Raw genomic sequence first — 2775 nt, 5'->3', positions numbered from 1 at the left:
GGTGACGGGTACTTGCCAGGGGCGAGCGGTGGTTTCGGGATCGGGGAAATCGTCGCTTATGGGGGTGCCGTCCGACAATGCGGCACCGGTGATCGAGAGCGACTGGGCGGAATTACCGCAAAAGAAGAACGCCCCGGAGTGCGGGGCGTTCTCAGGATTTTCGAATTTCACTCGGCCGGCTCGAGGTCGGTCAGCGAATGATGCGAGCGAACTACATCTGCGTGGAGTTGTAGATGTCGAATTTCAGTTTCATGCGATCGTCGAGTCGCAGCAGGGCCTCCTGCGGAATCTGGATGCCGAAGTCGGAGAGCCGGAAGTAGACTGTGCCGACGGCATGGAGCAGATCGCCGGGGAGTCGGCCGCGCGTGATCTCATTGGCCTCGAGGTAGCGGAGTGTCATCTCAACGGTGACGGTGTCCATCCGGGAGCCGAGAGTCAGGAGACCGCGTCCGGCTGCCTGAGTCGCCTTCTCGTTTTCGAGGGTATAGGCACGCCCCGGAGTCAGGTCGATCAACTTGAAGCTCGCCTGCGTGTTGCCTTTCCAATCCAGGAAACGCGGGGAGAAAGTTTCCATGTCGAGGGTGGAATTGCCGGTCGAGAGCGTTCCCAAGTCGACATTCAGTTCCATGGCAGCGCCATCGGGAATCGAATCAAGGCGGACATCGAACATGCTGCTGAAGGACGAAGTCAGAGCGAACGTCGTCTGGAGCTGGGCGGCGTTTTCAAGCATCACCAGGTTGCGGTGGTTGTCGCCGTTACCGCGGAAAATTTTGCGCATGCCGAATTGGGAGAGAGCGGCGGTCGCGATCGCGAGGATCAGGACGGCGGTAAACACAACGGTCAGATTCCTTTTCATTCCAAGTCTTCCTCCGAAAACAAATATTCAAATCAGCGCGGAATATAGTCGATCGATTTGCCGGGATGCAAGCGATAATCGTGGGAAGAATCGCCGCCAAGATCGTGGGGACCGTGAGCGACGGAATTTGAGGCTGTCCGGAAGGATTCCTGATGGCGTGTCCGGCTGAAGCGTGTCGAGAGTGCGATAATTGGGAAGCGCGGCGCAAATATATAATTATGCAAATATCTAAATCATTGAAATTCAGGTTCGAGGGGCAGGAGCGCGGCACCGAGGAAGCCGGCGTCGTTACCGAGCTGGGCCGGAAGAATCTTGAGAGCTTTGAGTTGAGCGGCAGACGCGTAGCGGCGGATCCCGGAGCGGATGGCATCGAAGTAGAGCCGGCCGCCGGCAGCGACGCCGCCGCCGATAACGATGATCTCGGGATTGAGGATTTCGACAGCGGAGCCGAGGCCGATGGCCAGATAGTTGGCGGAGGTACGGATCGCATTGATCGCTTTGCGGTCGCCGGCACGAGCGCGGTCGAAGATGAATTTGGAGCCGGCGCCGCGAGGGACGGGCTTGCCGTAAAATCGTGCGAATGAGGCGGCATTGACATACACCTCGAGACAGCCGCGCTTGCCGCACTGACACGGCAGGCCGTCGAGATTGATGATGCTGTGCCCAACCTCTGCGCCGGCGTAGCGCGCGCCACGCCAGATCTGATTGTTAAGGATAATGCCGGAACCGAGACCGGTGCCGACGGTGATGTAGAGACCGGTGGAGTAGCCCTTCCCTGCCCCGTAACGATGCTCGGCGAGAGCCATGACGTTGGCATCATTATCGGCGTAAACGCGCATGCCGGTGACGGACTCGAGGCTGCGGCGGATGTCGGTGCCTCGCCACTGAACAACGTTGGGGGAACCGCCGACGACCTTGCCGCGGCGAATGTCGACGATGCCGGGGCTGCCGACACCAATCGTCCTGACGGTGTAGCCGCCGGCCCGGGCAACTGCGTGAAGTTCGGCGGCGATGGCGGCGAACTGCGCGAGGATCCGGCGGCGGGAGTCGGCGGTGGCAATTGCGCCGCGAGTAATGATACGAGCACGCGCATCGACGAGACCGAACTTGATGTTGGTGCCACCGAGGTCGATGCCGATGTAGGCTGATTTGGACATGAGCGCAAGAAAGGCGATACAGCGAGTGGCGGCAACAAAAACAGAGGGGGCAAGTGCGGGTTGGTCTGTCGGAAAACGGGGAGCGCGGTGCTGGCCCCCCCTCTCCCAAAAGGAGAGGGGAGATTGAGTTATTCGACGAAGGCGGGATAACCTGCGGCAGTATGGGGCCGACTGAAGTCGGCACTACAGGGCAAACGAGATCGAATTCGAGATTGCTTCGTCGCGGTCGAGGGAGGAGAAAGGGTTTGGCGTAGTGGCGCTCGTCGCAATGACAACCAATGTCCTTCGAAGTGTCAGGATCGGGTGGAGATGAGTTGTTCGGCTCTTGGCAGCGTCAGTCGTGTGGATCGCCGAAATGGAGATCTTGCGAGAACTGCGGGCGGTAGTGGTCGGGGCTGTCGAGGTCTTGCACCCAACCGCGGTAGAAGCCGAGCCGGGAGAATTCGGCGAGGACTTCTTCGTACTCTTCGCGAGTGACAAGACGGCCAAGTTGTGGATGATTGCGCACGGCCGGAGTGGGCCAATATTGCGACATCAGCGAGATGTGCACCGCCGGCGAAAGCTCTTCGGCGAGGAAGCGCAGAACAGCTTTGCTATTCTCGACGGCACCGGGCAGAACCAGATGGCGAATGATGAGTCCCGACTCGGCGACACCATTGTCGTCGAGCCAAAAGTTACTTCCCTTCTGACGGAACATCTCCTTGAGAGCGGCAGCGGCGATCTGCGGATAGCGCGGCGCCCGGGAGTAGCGGCGGGCGAGGG

The 2775-nt window shown here is 60.0% G+C and carries 3 protein-coding genes; all 3 read right to left on the bottom strand.

The features are described from left to right. Positions 1–211 precede the first annotated feature (211 nt). Positions 212–856 (bottom strand): YceI family protein, encoded by a 645-nt coding sequence (locus IT585_15095; protein ID MCC6964577.1) that lies wholly within the window; start codon positions 854–856, stop codon positions 212–214. 233 nt (positions 857–1089) lie between these two features. Further along, the gene (locus IT585_15090; protein ID MCC6964576.1) at positions 1090–2013 is read right to left on the bottom strand and encodes an ROK family protein; all 924 of its coding nucleotides are present in this window, start codon (positions 2011–2013) and stop codon (positions 1090–1092) included. Positions 2014–2347: 334 nt separating this feature from the next. After that, positions 2348–2775: radical SAM protein (locus IT585_15085; GenBank protein MCC6964575.1), on the bottom strand; the 428-nt coding region annotated here is incomplete at its 5' end.

The sequence above is a fragment of the Candidatus Zixiibacteriota bacterium genome (assembly GCA_020853795.1).
GTDB lineage: Bacteria > Zixibacteria > MSB-5A5 > CAIYYT01 > CAIYYT01 > JADJGC01.
Note: the sequence above shows the minus strand (reverse complement) of the source record. Positions and strands in the feature narration are given on the sequence as shown.

Excerpts from the sequence above, each read along its gene's own strand:
- IT585_15090 (MCC6964576.1), bottom strand. The coding sequence starts at position 2,013 with ATGTCCAAATCAGCCTACATCGGCATCGACCTCGGTGGCACCAACATC.
- IT585_15095 (MCC6964577.1), bottom strand. The coding sequence starts at position 856 with ATGAAAAGGAATCTGACCGTTGTGTTTACCGCCGTCCTGATCCTCGCG.